We start from the raw sequence: 17,692 nt of genomic DNA, 5'->3' as shown, positions 1-17,692 counted from the left end.
GAAAGTACCAGACCCACTCAATCCCTAATTGCGCAGCGGCTTCTTGTGCTTCAACAAATACGCCATCCGTTCCTGCGTTTTCGCCTCCGCCAACAGCGGCACAAACGCCTGCCGCTCCAAATCGAGCAAATACTGCTCCGGCACCAATGACGGCACCGTCAACTCCCCACCCGTCATGGCATAGGCCAAGCGATGGGCCAAAGCGCGATCGTATTCCGAGGCATAGCCCCCCTCCACCATCGTGTAAGCCATATGCTCCAACACCGCCCGAGCTGAACTGCCCAGTAGCATCAAGACATTATCTGGAGGGGGTGCGTAGCCCTCTCGCTCCAGGCGCATCACCTCTTGCTTGGCCACGTAGAGGAGGCGATCGCCATTCATCACCACCACCGTGTCAGCGGGCAAATAGCCCAGTGCGATCGCCTCTGCCGCACTGTTGGATACTTTGGCCGTGGCGATCGTTTCAAACGCCGCCTTCAGCCAAGGTTGGATGTGGCTGGGAGATTCGCTGGCAGCGCGATCGACCGCCCGCGACACCATCCGCAACATGCCCCCTCCAGCAGGTACCAGTCCGACACTGAGTTCCACCAGGCCGATGTAGCTTTCTGCCGCTGCCACCACGTGGGGGCAAGCCATCACCAGCTCGCAGCCACCCCCCAGTGCTCGCCCCCGCATCGCCGCCACAATCGGCTTGGGGAAATAGCGAAGCCGCTGCATTAAGCCTTGGAACTGAGCCAGCATCTGCGCAACCGCGTCTGCACCCCCTTGCTGTGCAGTCCCGGCCATTTCCTGCAAATTGGCCCCCGCCGAGAAATTAGGGCCGTCGTTACCAATGACCAAACCGCTGTAGGAAGCGCTTTCCAGAAAATCCAGCACTTCGTTCAGTCCCCGCACCACCTTGTCGGTCAGGGTATTGCCCTTCGAGCGAAACTCGTACAGCAACACCCCATCGCCGATATCCAGCAGTGCTGCTTCGGGATTGCTCCACAGGGTTTTAGCAGGATCGGCTTTAAGGTCGTCGAGATCCAACTCGTCCGGCGTGATATCGACAGGTGCATAGCCGGTTTCGGGAACGTATACCCACAACACCTCGGCGCTGCCTTCTTCGACGCGGTTGTAGAACTCGGTCAAGCCCGACAGCTCCATCTGCTCCACCCAATCGGGTACCGTCAGATTGGCGGCTTTCATATCCTCCAATACCTTGCTAAAGCCCAACGCATCCCAGGTTTGGAACGGCCCTAATTGCCAGCCAAAGCCCCATCGCAAAGCGCGATCGATCTCGATCGGACTGTTGGCAATTTCGGGAATGCGGCTGGCGGCATAGGCCAGGATTTCCAAGCTGGTTTGACGGAAGAAAGCGCCAGCTCGACCGGGGTCGGCGTAGAGGTCTGGCAAGCGGTCGTTTAGGGGCAGCTTGGCGATCGCCTCCAGATCTAAATCGAGTGGCCGAGGCAGTTCGTACTCTAATGAGTCGGGGTTGAGGGAGAGAATTTGGCGATCGACCTTCTTGTAAAATCCCTGGCCCGTTTTTGCCCCCAAACTGCCCGTCGCCACTAACTTGCGCATTACCTCGGGAGCCAGCAACAGCTTCCGGCTTTCGTCATGGGGAATTGCTTCGTAGAGATGGTCCGTCACATACAGCAACGTATCCAGCCCCACCAGATCTGCTGTTCGAAAGGTGGCCGACTTGGGTCGTCCTACCAACGTCCCGGTCAGCGTATCGATTTCCTCGATCGTGTAGCCTTCATCCAGCCACCACTTCAAAGCAAGCATTGTGGCAAACACGCCAATCCGGTTGGCAATAAAGTTGGGCGTATCTTTGGCCACCACCACCCCTTTGCCCAGATGCATTCGCCCGAACCATTGCACCCGTTCCAACACTTGCGGGTCGGTCTCGGTTGTCGGAATCAATTCCAGCAGTTTGAGATAGCGAGGCGGGTTGAAAAAGTGAGTGCCTAAGAAGCGGCGGCGGAAGGAGGGCGATCGCCCTCGGGCAATCTCGCTCACCGGCAACCCACTGGTGTTGGTGGAAATGATGGCATCTTCACCCACCACGGCTTCAATCCGCTCCATCAACTCCTGCTTGACCGGCAGATTTTCTACCACTGCCTCGATAACCCAATCCACCCCAGACAGGCGATGGAAATCGTCTTCAAAATTGCCCGCCAACACCCGCCGAGCGACAGTCTCGCTAAAGAAAATCGGTGGCGATTGCTTCTGCCCTTTTTTCAGAGCCATCTCAGTGCGAGCGTTTTTCGAGCCGCGATCGCTCGGCAAATCCAGTAGGTGAACGGTTAGGCCGGCATTGGCTAGATGGGCGGCAATTTGGCTGCCCATCACCCCCGCGCCGAGAACTGCTGCTGTTCGGAATGGTCGAAACATCATTCAGATCCCTCATGTCTCATTCGGTCGTCAGTTCCCCTAGGTCGAAGTCAAGCGCCCCGCAAATTGCGCCAATCTGGTTAGGGGAACTGCAAGTGCAAAAACCAGTTGTTTGATGGGGGTACTGTAGATGGCGTCGATCGCCGCAGCGAATACTTTGTGGGCATGGGCTCGGTGCATGGGGCGATCGTTTGCAAAAATGCCACTTTCTGAGGCCACATCTGGATCGACCAATTGGAATTGCTTGGCCCGCGACCAATAGGGCAAACATTCATTGGCCTCATCCACCAAGGTTTGGAACAGTTGCAACACCTGCGGATGCTCCAACCAATCCTCCTCCTCTGTCTCAATTCCCTCTTCTATCGCCCACTGCTGCAGCCGCTCGCGATTGGGGAAAATTAGCATCGAGCAGAACTTGCGATGGGCTCCAACGGCGATCGCTCGATCCACAAATGGCGAATGCATCAAATACCGCTCTAACGGCTGCGGCGACACGTATTTGCCCGTAGAGAGTTTGAATAACTCTTTCTTATAACCCGAGATCTCCAGAAAACCGTCTTCACTCAAGCGACCCAAGTCGCCCGTGTGAAACCAACCATCGCGATCGAGCACCGCTCGCGTTGCCGCCTCGTCTCGGTAATAGCCCTTCATCACGTAGGGCGATCGCACCAAGATCTCGCCATCTGCGGCGATCGCCAGCTCCACCCCCGGAATCGGCACCCCCACCGTACCGGCCCGATTCCGAGAGCCTCGGTTGTAACACACCACCGAACTGGTTTCCGTCAGCCCGTAGCCCTGCAAAACGGGGATATTGGCTGCCGAAAATACATTGGCAATATCGGCCCTCAAGGCCGCGCCGCCACAAATCAAATAGTTGAGCTTGCCTCCAAAAGCTTCCCGCCACTTGGGAAACACCAGCCGATTGGCCAGCCACAGTTGCAGGGCATAGAGTCCTTGTGGCGGCTGTCCGATCTCGTAGCGATGGGCCAATTGCAGCGACCAATTAAACAGTAGTTTTGACACCCCCCGCCGTTGGCTGCCGGAACTCAGAATCCGCTCGTAGGCTTTTTCCAACAGCCTCGGCACCGTAATAAAAATAGTGGGCTGCACCATCCGCAACATTCGACCCACCCGCTCGGGGCTGGAGAAAAACACGCTGTGCCCGTAATAGAGGTGGCCGTACAGAAAGGCCCGCGCAAAAATATGGGTGAGAGGCAAGAAAGATAGCGCCACCTCCGACTGCCCCAATTTGAGATCGGGATGGGAGTCAAACGCCGCCAAAATATTCGCGGTAATGTTTTCGTGGGTAAGAGCTACGCCGCGCGGCACATCGCAAGCAGGCCCCGCTTGACTGCGACTGAGCAACTGTCGGTGCATAGCATCGGCTAAGTGGGCCAATCGGCCTCCCCGATCCGGCTCGCTAATGTGCTCGACGGAACCAATCACATAAATAATCGTGGCCAGATCGGTGGGTTGAATGCGAGAACGCAACCAACGGCGTTTCCCCACCGAAAACTGCTTGCGCCCTCGGGCGCGCACCTCATTCAGGGTCAAGTCATTAAGTTTGAGGGCGGGAAAGTGAAAGTCCTCGGTTGTGGGAAAGGTTTTATCGGCCACGATCGCCGTTTTCAAATATCTCGAAGTTCCTAAATAAGGCGCAATCTTTTGCAGTAGCATCCAACTGGAAACCATTACAATCTTGACTTCGGCATGGTTCAAAATATGTTGAATTGCAGATGGAGCCTCTAATAGATCGATAGGGACATTCACGGCCCCCGCGATCGCGCAACCCATATCGGCGATCGCAAACTGCGTATTGCTCTCCATAAATAACGCCACGCGATCGCCTTTTTTCACCCCCAAATCCAGCAGCCCCAAGGCCAATTCCTCAGCTGCTACCCGCAAGGCTTGAGTGGAGAGGGGCTGCCACTGGCGATCGACCCACTGATTCAGGGCTGCCAGATTAGGTCGCTGTTCGCAAGCCTCGTCCAGCAATGCGGGCAAGGTTCGCCCCAACACCACCCTTCCTTCCTCCGCAGGAGTCACGATGTCCAGATTGAGTTGCACCATTGTTTTCGAAAGAGTCTATGCTCTTCCAGTACAGTTCCTCGACAATTTGAAACAAAGCTCTACTGCCGACAAACATTAAGTCGATTGACCGGAAATATTCCTCTCGATCTCGCCATCTTTGCTAAAGAGCCGCAAAAAATTTTCTAGACTCAACCGCTTAGCAAGATCGTTTTATAATTGGGCTCATTCACATCCTAGCATCGGTATTTTTATTAATAGATATAAGTTCACACTCCTACACTAAGAATGTTCCTAGAGATGGAATTATTTCGTTACAAAAGGGTAAAAGATTGGGCAGGCAGTGTCGCTTACGATCGACCTTTTGTTCCTTATCTGCTGTCCTCAGTTCATTGTCAGGTGCCAAAGAGGAGGGGTTGACCTGATATGGTATTTCAGGTGAGATCGCCCAATCGGGTGGGGCAGGGAACGGCACGACCATGAAATACAAGCGTGTGTTGTTGAAGCTCAGTGGCGAAGCGCTGATGGGGCAACAGGATTACGGCATCGACCCCGATGTGTTGAGCTCTATCTCTGCCGAAGTTGCTGAAGTGGTGAAAGCGGGAGTTCAGCTTGCCATTGTGGTGGGGGGCGGCAATATCTTTCGAGGGGTGAAAAAGGCGGCTTCGATGGGGATGGACCGCGCCTCGGCAGACTATGTGGGGATGTTGGCGACGGTGATGAATGCTCTGACGTTGCAGGATGCGTTGGAACATGCCGGGGTAGAAACGCGGGTGCAAACGGCGATCGCCATGCAAGAGGTGGCCGAACCTTACATCCGTCGCCGCGCCATTCGCCATTTAGAGAAAGCTCGCGTCGTCATTTTCGGGGCAGGCTCCGGCAATCCCTTTTTTACCACCGACACCACGGCTGCTTTGAGGGCAGCTGAAATCGATGCCGAAGTCATCTTCAAGGCCACGAAGGTGGATGGGGTTTACGATAGCGATCCGAAACTCAACCCCAACGCCAAGCGTTTTGAGTCCCTCAATTATCAACACGTCCTCACTCAGAATCTGCGGGTGATGGATACAACGGCGATCGCCTTGTGCCAAGACAACGAAATTCCGATTGTGGTGTTCGACCTGACCGTGCCGGGGAATATTTGCAAGGCCGTTAAAGGGGAAGGGATTGGCACGATGGTGGGGTTGAAAGAGGCGGTGCGATCGGTGGGTTAGCAATCCTGGCAAGTTTGGTTGCGACTTCTAGATCGGGGCGGATTCTCGGGGGGATTTCGTGCAGGCAAGCATAGTGTAGGTTCGCGCGGCAAGATTTGGCATGATGGGTACATCGAGGTGAGTCAGCGGCATGGACGATGAAATTCGGGAAAATTTTGCGATCGCAGGTAGATTAATTCAGCAGTTGGCCCAAATGCAGATCGAGCACGAGGAGGCGAACCAGCGTGCTTTTGAACGGTTCGAGCGGCGAGTGGTGAAATTAGAGCAGCTTGTGGAGAGCAATTCTCGGGCTATTCAGGCGTTGAGCGATCGCGGCGAGAATTAGAACAGCGATTGTGCTGATGGGCTAGAGTGAACGGTGGGCTGGGCAGGTTGTAAGGGAGGTCAGCGGTCTCCGTTCGCTAGCAAGAACGCGGGCGTTGTGTCTAGAACCTGAGTTCGATGGCGCTGCATTGCCCTCACCCCCGGCCCCTCTCCCAAAATTGGGAGAGGGGAGCAACAGCCTCAAACCCGCAATCTACCGTTCTGTTCCCCTTCCCCAAAATTACGGCTGACGCCACGCTTCGCGAGGGGGGAAGGGGTTAGGGGATGGTGGCCAGAGACACTTGCCGAACTGATGTCTAGAGCAACTTGTCTGCTTGAGGATGTCCGGTGGGGGCATACTCGGTTTGGGTTGGCACGGCAAGATTTGGCATGATGGGTACGTCGAGGTGAGTCAGCGGCATGGACGATGAAATTCGGGAAAATTTTGCGATCGCAGGTAGATTAATCCAGCAGTTGGCCCAAATGCAGATCGAGCACGAGGAGGCGAACCAGCGCGCTTTTGAGCAGTTTAAAACAGAAATTGCTGAGTTAAAGCAATTGGTTGACAGTAATGCACGGTCTATTCAGGCGTTGAGCGATCGCGGCGAGAATTAGAACGGCGACGGACGAGATCGAGGATCTCATCAATAGGTTCTGCACAACCCTATAGAGCTACAGGATGGCATCCCCCTCTCGAAACAGCTCGCTATCCCGCCGCTCGATCGCAGTCTCAAATCTATTGTATTGAGCTAACAAGATAATCTAATACCGGATTGGGAGGGGGTTGACAGTCAGAGATTGCCTGCGATCGCAGCTTGGGCGACAGCAATATTCTACGTTCGATCAACTCGCCGATTGTATGTAGAAAACTACTCGATGTTTTGCCAATCAATAGAGAATTGATATCGCATTCATGGTAAAGCGATACTATATCTTTTAAGCCTCTCAGGTATAAATAATCTTTCGTAAATCCACCGCCTCGAAAAACGCGAGTAGCCAGAGAAAAAGCCTTATCATCTGAGAGCTTATGTTCGTCTTTTAAATAATCAAAAATCGATCCAAAGTCCATATCTCGAAGCATTACGTTCACTGTCAAGACTCGCATGGCAAGTTGCTTTAAGCGCGATAGATTGAGATTGCCTGACAGATACTCTGCGAGAATAGCAAGCCCTTCCTGTGTATATGTGTTGCCTGGAAGCCCCAGTCTGAAAACCTTTAAGGGTTGCTCTAATGCATTCATGGTCGTAACCATATGCACGCCCAACTCGTGATGAACCAGTGCATTTAACTCTGTTTGAGTCAACTTGGCGTTACGATTGATTAATAATAGCCTGCGGTTGTTATCAACCATTGCATTGGCCACCAATCGCGTCGAGATCGCAACTTGGCAATTTAAACCGAAGTCTCTTGCTGCCCGTTCGAATTCCACTTTGGCCATCTCTGCATCTATCTCGCTGGGCTGCTCCTCATACCCCGGAATTTCAGGAGCATGCAGCAAAAAGTGTGCATTCGCAATATCGGTCGGGCTGGGCTCGCCATAATAACGTAAAGAGTTGTAGAGAAATTGAGGCGTACCGACGTGAGTTAATAATTCAACTTTAATGGCAAAACTATCCACAACAGATCGATAGAGATCTCGCAAGGACGGATCTGAAATTTGAGAAACTGGAAGTTGATAGAGCTGCTCTCGAAAATCATATGGGTCCATGCGCAACTGCCGATAGCGAAAATTAGGCTCGTATCGCTTGCGGGCAAGAAAAGTGCGCTTTTCCTGCTGAAGATTGATTGGGTTGACATACTGGAGTGTATCTACATCCTTAGCCAATCGATACAGCGCTCTATCGACTTTTAAAACTAGAGGATCGATTGTAGATGACAAGAGGGCAGCAGGTCGTCGAAGCTTAGAATGTCCCAAATACTGGTTAAAATAAGCAGCAGTATCTAGCACAGCTCGATGGAGACCCTGTCGCAGACTTTCGATCGCTAAGGGAAAAACTTCACCAGTTTTTTCATCCATAAACACTTTTTTGATTTCGAGCGGGATGACTGGAGCCACCGGAAATCGATCTCCGATAAATTTAGCTTGAAACCCTTGTCCTCGATAAACCTGATTGCGAGCTACTGTTGTATCCAGATTGGGTAAGTCAATCGCCCCCAGACCTTCCTCAAAGACTTTCAGCAGTTTGGACCAGCGACGAAGATTGAGTTGAGCTGTTCCCAAATTGAAGATCGGAGCCTCTTCGTACTGCCTGATTTGCCAGTTGTAACTATGCACATCGATCGCCAAGCAGCCCCCAAAGCGCTGCTGTATTTGAGTAATTAGTGCTTCGAGGATGCGATAATAACGCGAATGCCGCTCTTGGCTAGTTTGGCGCTGTGCCTCATCGAGGGGTTGTTGCCAAACCTGTTTTCCCCAGGCTACTTCGTAGAGACATTCTTCCGGCGATCGATTGAGATCGTATTCGTAGCGAGAGTCTCTAGCCACCAGCGCGATCGGAAAAGACTCGATCGCCGTGTCGGTATATGGGTCCTCCTCCCGCAGGCGCTCCTGCTCGTCGATCGCACAAATCTCTTCTAGGTCCGGGCGCAAGCGGTGACCGGCATGAATGGCTGTGCAGAGGTATGGCACGTATTCTCGCACCCAAATGTCCAACGACCCATCGGCTAAAGTGGCTGCAAAAGTTTCGCCTGCAGATAGGCGATCGAGAAGTTGTTGTTCATCCAAGGTTTGCATCTTCGATTGCTTGACGAAATTCATTTTTACGCCTGATGGCTAGTTCTTTAGAGTTGACGACACTTTCCACAAAATCAATCACCAGTTCCTGCAAGCGGGTTCGATTGAGTTTATTGATGCGAGTAATACCGCCAGGACTGAGGACGTTCACTTCAATCAATTTTCCGCCAATAACGTCAATACCCGTAAAGTAGATGCCATCGCGAACCAACTTCGGTCCAATCTCTTTGCAAAGCTGTTTGTCGTGCTTAGTCAGTGTATGTTTGACAACGGTCCCGCCAGCATGTACATTCGAGCGGACATCTCCTTCAGCAGGTATACGCCGCATCGCTCCGATCGGCTCGCCATTGAGAATTAAAATTCGAACATCTCCATCTTCTGCTCCGCTGACGTATTCCTGTAAGATGACATAATTTTCCCTGCTAGATTCTTTGTTATTTCCGCCAATATAAAAATCTAGCAAGGAGCGGAAACTATGCTTAGCACTTTTCTCAAGTACAATCACACCTCGACCGCCATAACCAGTCAGCGGTTTGAGGATCATTTTATCACTATCGGACTCGAAAAACATACGTTCGAGATAGTCACGATTTTTAGAAACGTGAGTGACAGGTATAAATTCATGCGCCAGATCCACAAAAGAAGCAGTGTAGAGCTTATTATTGGCAAGCCTCAAACCGTCGATATCATTCATAATGAATGTATCGGACCGAACTGAATCTAAAAAGTTAATTGCAAGATTGTCTAGCGGTGGGTTGTCGCGCATCAGAATGGCATCAAACCCCGATAGCGGTAACTGGGAACGACGAAATTCAATTGTGTTATAGAATGTCTTGAAATTGTTGCTAACCTTTGATTTCTGCACAATAACATCACAGAATGAGCCTGTAACATTATTTCGGACAGTGAGGTTATGGGTGCTGGTTATTGCAACGGTATGTCCCCTCAATATGGCTTCGTGAATGAGCCTCAATGTCGAGTCTGAATCGGGGTCTACACGTTCCCACGGGTACATAATGAAGCATATTTTCATCTTTATTTTTCCTCAAGCGATTTCCATAGAGCTTAAAGAGGCATTTTCATTTAAACTAGATCTTCGATCGAGGTACTCAAAATTGTCTGCCTTTAATCTGAAAAGAACGCCACACTCTAATGTACCGCTATAGATCTCTTCTAAAGGGATCGACTTTAGCTTAACCCACTTCAATCCAGTGCTCTGTCGACAGGCTCTCTTGGCACGGGCTAACGCACGGACGCCGGTATTGTTCATTGCTTCGAGATATCGATTAGGCACAGAAGCCTCTAGATCTCGCTCGTCATTCTTGAGACGAAGAGACCTGGAGATTGAGACTCCATTGCAGCTCAGTTGCGCATCCTAGGGATCTCTGAAAAGTTCTGGCTGCAGGAGGGGGCCGAGATTGACTGCCGGACCGATGACCACAATTGCGGGGGGGGCTAAGTCTAAGTCTTCGTAGCGATCGATAATTTCAGCTAGATTGGTTTGAATGGCAGATTGCTGGGGCGTAGTTCCCCAGCGAATCACTGCTACGGGAGTATCGGCAGGTTTGCCGCCCGCGATCGACTCGCTGGCGATGGTTTTGAGATTGTGAATCCCCATATACACCACTAGGGTTTCGGTCCCCGTCGCCAAAGCTCTCCAGTTCACCTGCGGGCGATACTTATTGACCGCCTCGTGTCCCGTTACAAACGTGACTGAAGAGCTATAGTCCCGATGGGTTACAGGAATACCGGCATAGGCTGGAGCCGCAATCCCCGCCGTGATTCCCGGCACCACCTCTACATCAATGCCTGCCTGCCGCAAAGCCAACATTTCTTCGCCACCGCGCCCAAACACAAATGGATCTCCCCCCTTCAACCGCACCACTACTGCATGCGATCGCGCTTTATCGATCAGCAGTTGCGCAATCTCGGCTTGGGGCAAGCTGTGCTGGTCTTTGCGCTTACCAGCATAAATGCGCTCTGCCTGAGGGGGAACCACATCGAGAATCGGCTGGCTGACTAAAGCGTCATATACCACCACATGGCAATGCTCCAGCAGAGTTTTCCCCCGTACCGTCATCAAACCCGGATCTCCCGGTCCCGCTCCGACTAAATAGACCTTGCCTGCCATCGCTGCTTTCCTCGCTATACCAAACCCACCGTTAGCTCGATGGCAGGCAATGGCTCTGGAGAGATTGCACTCTCCCCCGCACCCCATTGCCCCACTACCTCAATCCAGCGGGGGTGAGGCATCAAGACATCTGCAACGGCGATCGCCACATCGCCATATTGACGCTCCAACTGTTCTGCCGCAGCCACCAGCCGATCTGACAGCGCGCCAGAAAACAATAATCCGGGCAGAATGCCGATGCGCCGACATCCAGCTTCGTAGAGTGCTTCTATCTGTGCTTCTAGAGCGGGGGCCTGCATGCCATAGGCGGTTACCACCGGACAGTTAGCAGCCATAGCGAGCTGCTGGCCGAGGCGATTGAATTGATGGGCAAACGACAGTATCCGACTGCCGTGCCCCCACAGCACCCAGCCCTCCGCCGTCCATCCCCGAGCGGCAGAGAGCGCTGCCATTCGATCTGCTAAGACCTCAAACTGTTGCGGAGCTTGCCCCAGTGGCGGGGCGATGTCAAAGGAGATTTGAGGATACTGCTGCTGCACTCGATCGACAGCGGCTGGAATATCTTCTCGCACGTGAACGCCTGCAGCCATCATGACGGGAATGACAACAGCCGTTTGAATGGCAAGGGGCCAGCGGGCGATCGCCTGCACCATTTGTGCGGCCAACGAGGCTTCAGCCAGTTCCAGTTGAGTGCCGACCACCACCTGCGGTGTCAGAGCGTTCTGACAATTGTGCGTGAATTGGGCAAATGCCTCCCGAGCGCGGCGATCGCGACTGCCGTGGCTGACTAACACAATAGCGGGGGGAGACCAATGGGGCTTCACAAATGGCTGGGGGGAGTTGGGGGCAGATAAGCTGTGAACGACATATTAACTGGCTGTAGCGCAAACTGCATGAGAACGCATGGAAGGGCGATCGAGTCGAGATGACAGACCCCAACTGCGATGGCGGCAGAAGGGCTCGCGGCATGGAGAGAGTATTCCGGCGAGATGGCGATCGCCCGAGTCAGAAGTCCGCCCAGTCAGCATTTGAACGGACTGCGCTTGCGGCGATCGTCAAGCTAAAACTGCTCTGAATAATACGGACACAGTTCGTCAACTCCGCAATAAGCTTGTCGCATTACTGAACTCTAAGTTAAGTTTAGTAAACAAGCCAGATGCAAGCCTCCCTCGCATCGATTCGTATCGTTTAGAGCGTTCTTATGAAAAACCATTGGCAATCTACTTGCAAGAGAACGGCGTTTGCAATGCTGATCGGCCTCAGCTTAATGCAACTGCCGATCGTCGGGGCGGCTCCCGCCTATGCCATGCCTCCCTCGTATGGCGAATTCCTACAGCAGGTAGAAGAGGGTCGGGTTCTGTCAGTAACCATTGACGATCGCAACGGTGTGGCTGAGGTGAAGGCCGAAGACCCTGCGACGGATGGCACCCCACAAGTCTATAAGATTAACCTCATTCCCATCCGCGAGAGCATTACCGACCTAACCCAGGATTTGACTGCCCGAGGCATTGACGTCGATTACAAGCGCAGTGGCGATGGCGGCGCACTGATGGGCATCATCGGCAATCTGTTGCTGCCCGTCCTCCTGTTAGTTGGTCTGTTCTTCCTCTTCCGTCGCAGCAGCGCAGGGGGAGGTCCCGGCCAAGCCATGAATTTCGGCAAATCCCGCGCTCGCTTCCAGATGGAAGCCAAAACTGGCGTCAAGTTCGACGATGTGGCGGGGATTGAAGAAGCTAAAGAAGAACTGCAGGAAGTGGTCACCTTCCTGAAAAAGCCCGAGCGCTTTACTGCAGTAGGGGCAAAAATTCCCAAGGGCGTGCTACTGGTTGGCCCTCCCGGCACCGGTAAGACGCTGCTGGCTAAGGCGATCGCCGGAGAAGCCGGAGTGCCCTTCTTCTCCATTTCCGGCTCTGAATTTGTGGAAATGTTTGTGGGGGTAGGGGCCTCTCGGGTGCGCGACCTGTTTAAGAAAGCGAAGGAAAGCGCCCCTTGCATCATCTTTATCGACGAGATTGACGCGGTGGGTCGCCAGCGGGGAGCCGGTATTGGCGGCGGCAATGACGAGCGCGAGCAAACCCTCAACCAACTGCTGACCGAAATGGACGGCTTTGAGGGCAACACCGGCATTATCATCATTGCGGCGACAAACCGGGCCGACGTACTCGACTCTGCCCTAATGCGTCCCGGCCGATTCGATCGCCAAGTCACCGTCGATCGCCCCAGCTTCAAGGGCCGTCACGAAATCCTCAAGGTCCACGCCCGCGATAAAAAGCTCTCCGATGATGTGAACCTGGAGAACATTGCCCGCCGTACCCCCGGTTTTGCCGGTGCCGATCTAGCCAATCTGCTCAACGAGGCGGCGATTCTGGCTGCCCGCCGCCAGCAATTGGAAATCAAGGACAAAGATATCGACGATGCGATCGATCGCATCACCATCGGCTTGACCAAGCCTCCCCTACTCGATGGCAAGTCAAAGCGCTTGATTGCCTATCACGAAGTGGGCCACGCTCTCCTGATGACCCTACTGGAGAACTCCGATCCTCTCAATAAGGTCACCATTATCCCGCGATCGAGTGGCGCGGGTGGTTTTGCTCAACCCATTCCCAACGAAGAGCAAATGGATAGCGGTCTTTACAGCCGCGCCTGGATGCTCGATCGCGTAGTGGTGGGATTTGGCGGTCGTGCAGCTGAAGATATTGTCTTCGGTTACGGCGAAGTTACCACGGGGGCTAGCAACGACCTGCAGCAAAACACCAGTCTGGTGCGCCAGATGGTGACGCGCTTCGGTATGTCCGATCTGGGGCCGCTGATGCTAGAACAACCCAACCAAGAGGTGTTCTTGGGGGGCGGCTGGCAGAATCGCAGCGAATACTCTGAAGACATTGCTGCCCGGATTGACCAGCAGGTGCGCGAGATTCTGGAGCGCTGCTATCAAAAGGCGCGCTCTATTCTGCTGGAAAATCGCGACGCAGTCGATCGTCTAGCCGAAACCCTCATCGAGCGGGAAACTTTGGACGGAGAAGAGTTCCGTTCGATCGTCGAGGAATATGCAACCCTCCCCGAGAAAGCACAACTTCCCCCCAAGATCGCATAAGCAACCTCTAAAGAGCGATCGCCCTCTCGAATCCAATCGGTTGTACAGTACGGGCAGATGTGACGATGGCACATCTGCCCGTTCGTACTATTGTTCCTAGCAAGCTGCATAGACTCGAATTGCATCTGAGGGGGAAAATGAAAATTTTAATCTCCTCCCATCGATTCCCCCCCGATGTTGGCGGTATAGAATCCGTATCGCTGCTGTTAGCCCAGGAATTTGTCCGCAGCGGCCATGTGGTCCGGCTGGTGACTCAAACCCCCGCCCGCAACCCCTGCGACTTCGGCTTCGAGGTCATTCGCCGCCCGCAACCCCGCCAACTGCTCGATCTGATGCGTTGGTGCGATCTCTACTTCCAAAACAACATCAGTTTGCAAGCACTCTGGCCGCTATCGATCGTTCGACGACCTTGGGTGGTGGCACACCACACCTGGCTGCGCGATGCCAGCGGCAAGATAACCCTACCCGCGCGTATCAAGCTTTGGCTCTTGCGTTACGCCAGCTCTATTTCTGTCAGCGAAGCCATTGCCAAGCATATCGACCGTCCCTCTGTGGCGATCGGCAATCCTTACCGAGAGGACTTATTTCGCGTCATGCCGGAGATCGATCGCGATCGCGATCTCGTCTTTCTAGGTCGGCTGGTGTCGGATAAAGGAGCAGACCTCTTAATCGACGCTCTAGCACTACTCCAAAAAGAACAGTTAAGACCCAACGCGACCATTGTGGGTGCCGGTCCTGAAGCCGACCCCTTAAAAGCGCAGGTGCAGCGACTGGGATTGCAGCACCAGGTTGAATTCGTCGGGGTCAAAACCGGCGAGGAGCTCGTTCGCTGCCTCAACCGCCATACGATCGTGGCGATTCCGTCCCGCTGGGCAGAACCCTTTGGTCTCGTGGCGCTAGAGGGGATTGCCTGTGGATGCGTGGCCGTCGGTTCGGCAGCAGGGGGACTGAAAGATGCGATTGGTCCCTGTGGCGTTACCTTCCCCAACGGTGACGCAGTGGCACTCGCCAGACAATTGGCCAATCTACTCCGGCAGCCCGAGGCCCTCTCCCAGTATCGCGAGCGCGCCCCCGAACATTTAGCCCGCCATCAGCGCGATCGCGTTGCGAAAGCCTATTTGCAAGTGTTTGAGGAGGCTCTGTGTCAATTCTCTTAACTCATCCCTGTGGCAACACCTTCGTGCGTTCTCTAGCTTCTGGCTTGCAGGAAGCGGGCCAACTGGAAGCGTTTTACACCGCCCTCTCCATCAAGCCCGCCGATCCCTATCTGCACTGGTTGCCAGAGGGAGTCCAGAAAGAGCTGCTGCGCCGCTTCTACGATCTGCCGGTGGAGAAAATCGCCACGCGCCCGTGGCGGGAGGCATTGCGCTTAGCCTCGCTGCGCTTGGGCTGGCGGTGGCCTGTGCGCCATGAAATCGGCTGGGCCTGCGTGGATGCGGTATTTAGGGATCTCGATCGCCACGTAGCCCGCCAATTGGCCCAGTTGCCAGAACGATTGCAGGGGGTCTACTGCTATGAAGATGGCGCGCTGCAAACCTTTGCAGAGGCCCGCCAACTGGGTCTGAAGTGCCTCTACGATCTGCCGATTGGATATTGGCGGGCCGCTCGGGAAATTCAACAGGAGGAAGCCGAGCTCAATCCTGCTTGGGCCGACACCATCGTGGCGATGCGCGACAGTGAGGCCAAGTTAGCACGTAAAGACCGAGAGCTCGCCGGAGCCGATGCCATCTTTGTGGCGAGCAGTTTCACCCGCAAAACCCTCGAACTGGCCCCCCAAATCGACGCCCCCATCCACGTCATCCCTTATGGCGCTCCCCCCGTGGCTGCCACACCGCGCCGCGTTTCTCCCCCTGGCGAGGCGCTCAAGGTGTTATTTGTGGGCAGTTTGGGGCAGCGTAAGGGAGTGTCTTACCTACTCGATGCCGTCGAAATTTTGGGCGATCGGGTCGAGCTCACATTGATCGGTCGGCCCACTGGCCCCTGTGAGCCCCTCGAACGAGCCCTCGACACCTATCGCTGGATTGAATCGCTGCCCCATGCAGGAGTGCTGGCCGAGATGCGCCGCCACGATGTCCTTGTATTCCCCTCTCTATTTGAAGGCTTTGGCCTCGTCCTGCTGGAAGCGATGGCCCAAGGATTGCCCGCCATTGCCACCGATCGCACTGCCGCCCCCGATCTGTTCGCTGACGGTGTGGACGGTTGGTTAATTCCCATCCGTTCGCCAGAGGCGATCGCCGAAAAACTGGAGCTGCTCGATCGCGATCGCGATCGTCTGGCCGAGATGGGGGAAGCGGCCCGCGCCACCGCTCGACGGCAAACCTGGTCGGTTTATAGCCGTACCATGGTAAAAGCGATCGCCCACTGCATGTAGGACTAGCTGGGATGCCTCGAACCCGAAGCTCGACCCCAACCCGAAGCTCAACTCCAACAGAGCAAGCCCTGCGAGCGGCGAGATGGCTGATTTGGCTGTACTTTTTATTGGTCATTTTTGAAGGGGCCTTGCGCAAGTGGTTTTTAGTGCCCCTTTCAACTCCCCTCTTGATCGTCAGAGATCCAGTCGTGCTCTGTATCTACTGGCTGGCCTGGAAGCACCACTTTTTTCCCCGCAATGGTTTTCTAAATTCCTTATATTTTCTGGCTCCCCTGACCTTAGGAGGGGGCTTCCTGGCTGCACTCGCCGATCCTCGGGGAGTTGTGATTCCCACTATTCTCTACGGACTGCGAGTCAACTTTCTCCACCTTCCCTTGATATTTGTGATGGGCCGAGTGCTGCGAGGGCGAGACGTGCGCGCTCTAGGATGGTGGACGCTCTCTCTCTCCGTTCCCATCGCCCTCTTGATGGCGGCACAATTCGATGCCAGTCCAGAGGCGTGGCTCAATGCCTCCCCCGGCGGGGAGACAGGCAATCTCCTCAGTTCGGCCCTCGGAAAAATTCGTCCTTCCGGCACATTCGCCTTCTCCACAGGACCCACAGGGTATTTCTCTTTAGTCACCGCCTTTTGGTGCTGGGGATTCGCGCGCCCCAAAGTTTATCCCCTCTGGTTGCTCGTCAGTTCGGGGATTGCGATTCTCTTGGCCACAGCCGTATCGGGCAGTCGCGGCATGGCGTTGAGCGAATTCATCGTCTTCGCAGGACTGCTGGTGGCAGCCTTCCTGCGCCCCAGGCAGCTCTTGCCGAAGGTGGGCAAACTGGCTCTGGCGGGGACAGTTTTACTGGCGATCGTAGGCAGATTTACGGTGTTCAAAGAAGGACTCGAAGTGTTCGCCACTCGCGTCGAATTGGTCAATAGGAGGTTTGGCAGAGACAATGCTCTAGAAGGATTTCTAGGGGTTGCCGATCGCCTGCTCGCACAATTTTTGGGGCCGCTAACCTCCGCCGGGAATATTCCCCCCTTCGGTCACGGGTTGGGGTTGGGCACCAATGTCGGATCTAAGCTGCAAACCGGTCGTGTGACTTTTTTACTCTCGGAAGGAGAATGGGGCCGGGTGTTGCTAGAGAGCGGACCGTTTATCGGCCTAGCGTTATTGATCTACCGAGTTTTTCTGGCCGTTTGGCTCGGGCAGCGGAGCTATCGACAACTCCAACAGGGAGAAGTGCTGCCGTTTTTGCTGTTTTGCGCTACCGGCTTGGGGATTGCGATCGGACAATGGGGGGTGACCAATATTCAGGGGTTGATTATTCTCGGCACGGGGCTTTGTTTGGCGGCTTGCAATAGCCATTCAATCCTATCCCCCGCAGTTGCCCGTCAGTCTGCACGGGGCTCCTCGGCGCGGTCGAGACCCGCTCGGCAGTACAGAGGTTAGCG

At 54.3% G+C, this 17,692-nt stretch carries 14 protein-coding genes; 8 read left to right on the top strand and 6 right to left on the bottom strand.

Annotated elements, in window-relative coordinates; all coding sequences use genetic code 11:
* Positions 1 to 24: 24 nt before the first annotated feature.
* Positions 25 to 2,382, bottom strand: a complete 2,358-nt coding sequence (locus SYN7336_RS00450; protein WP_017323939.1) for a 3-hydroxyacyl-CoA dehydrogenase/enoyl-CoA hydratase family protein — start codon at positions 2,380 to 2,382, stop codon at positions 25 to 27.
* 39 nt (positions 2,383 to 2,421) lie between these two features.
* Positions 2,422 to 4,452 carry a long-chain fatty acid--CoA ligase gene (locus tag SYN7336_RS23785; protein WP_017323938.1) on the bottom strand — a complete coding sequence of 677 codons (2,031 nt, stop codon included), beginning with the start codon at positions 4,450 to 4,452 and terminating at the stop codon, positions 2,422 to 2,424.
* A gap of 437 nt (positions 4,453 to 4,889) precedes the next feature.
* Here SYN7336_RS23785 and pyrH point away from each other — a divergent pair, with 437 nt between their 5' ends.
* From pyrH to SYN7336_RS00425, 3 genes are all read left to right on the top strand, one after another.
* The gene (pyrH, locus tag SYN7336_RS00440) at positions 4,890 to 5,624 is read left to right on the top strand and encodes a UMP kinase (RefSeq protein WP_017323937.1); all 735 of its coding nucleotides are present in this window, start codon (positions 4,890 to 4,892) and stop codon (positions 5,622 to 5,624) included.
* Between the two features lie 130 nt (positions 5,625 to 5,754).
* Positions 5,755 to 5,949, top strand: coding sequence for a hypothetical protein (locus SYN7336_RS00435; protein ID WP_017323936.1), 195 nt, complete (start codon positions 5,755 to 5,757; stop codon positions 5,947 to 5,949).
* Positions 5,950 to 6,347: 398 nt separating this feature from the next.
* Positions 6,348 to 6,542, top strand: coding sequence for a hypothetical protein (locus SYN7336_RS00425; protein WP_017323934.1), 195 nt, complete (start codon positions 6,348 to 6,350; stop codon positions 6,540 to 6,542).
* 121 nt (positions 6,543 to 6,663) lie between these two features.
* Here the strand turns inward: SYN7336_RS00425 and SYN7336_RS00420 are convergent, their stop codons facing one another.
* From SYN7336_RS00420 to SYN7336_RS00405, 4 genes are all read right to left on the bottom strand, one after another.
* Positions 6,664 to 8,661 carry a flavohemoglobin expression-modulating QEGLA motif protein gene (locus tag SYN7336_RS00420; protein WP_017323933.1) on the bottom strand — a complete coding sequence of 666 codons (1,998 nt, stop codon included), beginning with the start codon at positions 8,659 to 8,661 and terminating at the stop codon, positions 6,664 to 6,666.
* Positions 8,645 to 9,694: a glutathione synthase gene (gshB, locus tag SYN7336_RS00415; protein WP_017323932.1), complete on the bottom strand. Its 1,050-nt coding sequence runs from the start codon at positions 9,692 to 9,694 to the stop codon at positions 8,645 to 8,647. The genes SYN7336_RS00420 and gshB overlap by 17 nt, the downstream gene beginning before the upstream one ends.
* A gap of 342 nt (positions 9,695 to 10,036) precedes the next feature.
* Positions 10,037 to 10,792: a uroporphyrinogen-III C-methyltransferase gene (gene cobA / locus SYN7336_RS00410; protein ID WP_017323931.1), complete on the bottom strand. Its 756-nt coding sequence runs from the start codon at positions 10,790 to 10,792 to the stop codon at positions 10,037 to 10,039.
* A gap of 14 nt (positions 10,793 to 10,806) precedes the next feature.
* Positions 10,807 to 11,616 carry a sirohydrochlorin chelatase gene (locus SYN7336_RS00405; RefSeq protein WP_017323930.1) on the bottom strand — a complete coding sequence of 270 codons (810 nt, stop codon included), beginning with the start codon at positions 11,614 to 11,616 and terminating at the stop codon, positions 10,807 to 10,809.
* A gap of 101 nt (positions 11,617 to 11,717) precedes the next feature.
* On the opposite strand from SYN7336_RS00405, the gene SYN7336_RS30290 reads away from it, so the two are divergent.
* The 5 genes from SYN7336_RS30290 (at position 11,718) to SYN7336_RS23780 (ending at position 17,690) form a co-directional block, all read left to right on the top strand.
* The gene (locus SYN7336_RS30290) at positions 11,718 to 11,867 is read left to right on the top strand and encodes a hypothetical protein (RefSeq protein WP_017323929.1); all 150 of its coding nucleotides are present in this window, start codon (positions 11,718 to 11,720) and stop codon (positions 11,865 to 11,867) included.
* A gap of 126 nt (positions 11,868 to 11,993) precedes the next feature.
* The gene (ftsH, locus tag SYN7336_RS00395) at positions 11,994 to 13,886 is read left to right on the top strand and encodes an ATP-dependent zinc metalloprotease FtsH (RefSeq protein WP_026100569.1); all 1,893 of its coding nucleotides are present in this window, start codon (positions 11,994 to 11,996) and stop codon (positions 13,884 to 13,886) included.
* Positions 13,887 to 14,023: 137 nt separating this feature from the next.
* Positions 14,024 to 15,043 (top strand): glycosyltransferase family 4 protein, encoded by a 1,020-nt coding sequence (locus tag SYN7336_RS00390; RefSeq protein WP_017323927.1) that lies wholly within the window; start codon positions 14,024 to 14,026, stop codon positions 15,041 to 15,043.
* Positions 15,028 to 16,257, top strand: coding sequence for a glycosyltransferase family 4 protein (locus SYN7336_RS00385; protein ID WP_038025632.1), 1,230 nt, complete (start codon positions 15,028 to 15,030; stop codon positions 16,255 to 16,257). The genes SYN7336_RS00390 and SYN7336_RS00385 overlap by 16 nt, the downstream gene beginning before the upstream one ends.
* Positions 16,258 to 16,268: 11 nt before the next feature.
* Positions 16,269 to 17,690, top strand: a complete 1,422-nt coding sequence (locus SYN7336_RS23780; RefSeq protein ID WP_017323925.1) for a hypothetical protein — start codon at positions 16,269 to 16,271, stop codon at positions 17,688 to 17,690.
* The last annotated feature ends 2 nt before the right edge of the window (positions 17,691 to 17,692 follow it).

This window comes from Synechococcus sp. PCC 7336 (genome assembly GCF_000332275.1).
Taxonomy (GTDB): Bacteria; Cyanobacteriota; Cyanobacteriia; order Thermostichales; family PCC-7336; genus PCC-7336.
Note: the sequence above shows the minus strand (reverse complement) of the source record. Positions and strands in the feature narration are given on the sequence as shown.

Bases quoted from the DNA above. Each gene is read 5' to 3' on its own strand.
- SYN7336_RS00450 (WP_017323939.1), bottom strand. From the start codon at position 2,382: ATGTTTCGACCATTCCGAACAGCAGCAGTTCTCGGCGCGGGGGTGATG.
- SYN7336_RS23785 (WP_017323938.1), bottom strand. From the start codon at position 4,452: ATGGTGCAACTCAATCTGGACATCGTGACTCCTGCGGAGGAAGGAAGG.
- pyrH (WP_017323937.1), top strand. From the start codon at position 4,890: ATGAAATACAAGCGTGTGTTGTTGAAGCTCAGTGGCGAAGCGCTGATG.
- SYN7336_RS00435 (WP_017323936.1), top strand. From the start codon at position 5,755: ATGGACGATGAAATTCGGGAAAATTTTGCGATCGCAGGTAGATTAATT.
- SYN7336_RS00425 (WP_017323934.1), top strand. From the start codon at position 6,348: ATGGACGATGAAATTCGGGAAAATTTTGCGATCGCAGGTAGATTAATC.
- SYN7336_RS00420 (WP_017323933.1), bottom strand. From the start codon at position 8,661: ATGCAAACCTTGGATGAACAACAACTTCTCGATCGCCTATCTGCAGGC.
- gshB (WP_017323932.1), bottom strand. From the start codon at position 9,694: ATGAAAATATGCTTCATTATGTACCCGTGGGAACGTGTAGACCCCGAT.
- cobA (WP_017323931.1), bottom strand. From the start codon at position 10,792: ATGGCAGGCAAGGTCTATTTAGTCGGAGCGGGACCGGGAGATCCGGGT.
- SYN7336_RS30290 (WP_017323929.1), top strand. From the start codon at position 11,718: ATGACAGACCCCAACTGCGATGGCGGCAGAAGGGCTCGCGGCATGGAG.
- ftsH (WP_026100569.1), top strand. From the start codon at position 11,994: ATGAAAAACCATTGGCAATCTACTTGCAAGAGAACGGCGTTTGCAATG.
- SYN7336_RS00390 (WP_017323927.1), top strand. From the start codon at position 14,024: ATGAAAATTTTAATCTCCTCCCATCGATTCCCCCCCGATGTTGGCGGT.
- SYN7336_RS23780 (WP_017323925.1), top strand. From the start codon at position 16,269: ATGCCTCGAACCCGAAGCTCGACCCCAACCCGAAGCTCAACTCCAACA.